General features: G+C 37.5%; 1 protein-coding gene. It reads left to right on the top strand.

The window, feature by feature from the left end; all coding sequences use genetic code 11:
* Nucleotides 1-224: hypothetical protein (locus EII29_RS11870; protein ID WP_148096464.1), on the top strand; the 224-nt coding region annotated here is incomplete at both ends.

Genomic DNA, 224 nt, shown 5'->3' with positions numbered 1-224 from the left:
GAGTCTACCGGAATTTATGCAAAAAGAGGTCATATAGATAATGACGGAACAATAAGTGTAGGAAAGAAATCAACAGCTATTTATTTATTGGAAGATAATCTCGGTAATCCGGGATCAATAGTAGGAGGAACAGTAAGTAATGACGGCACAATAAAAATAGGTGAAGATTCTACGGGAATATATTATAAAGCGGAACCTACAGGTCCTAATCATGGGCTTGCAGG

This window comes from Leptotrichia sp. OH3620_COT-345 (genome assembly GCF_003932895.1).
Lineage (GTDB): Bacteria > Fusobacteriota > Fusobacteriia > Fusobacteriales > Leptotrichiaceae > Pseudoleptotrichia.
The sequence above is the reverse complement of the archived record's forward strand: the minus strand, read 5'-3'. Positions and strand labels throughout refer to the sequence as shown.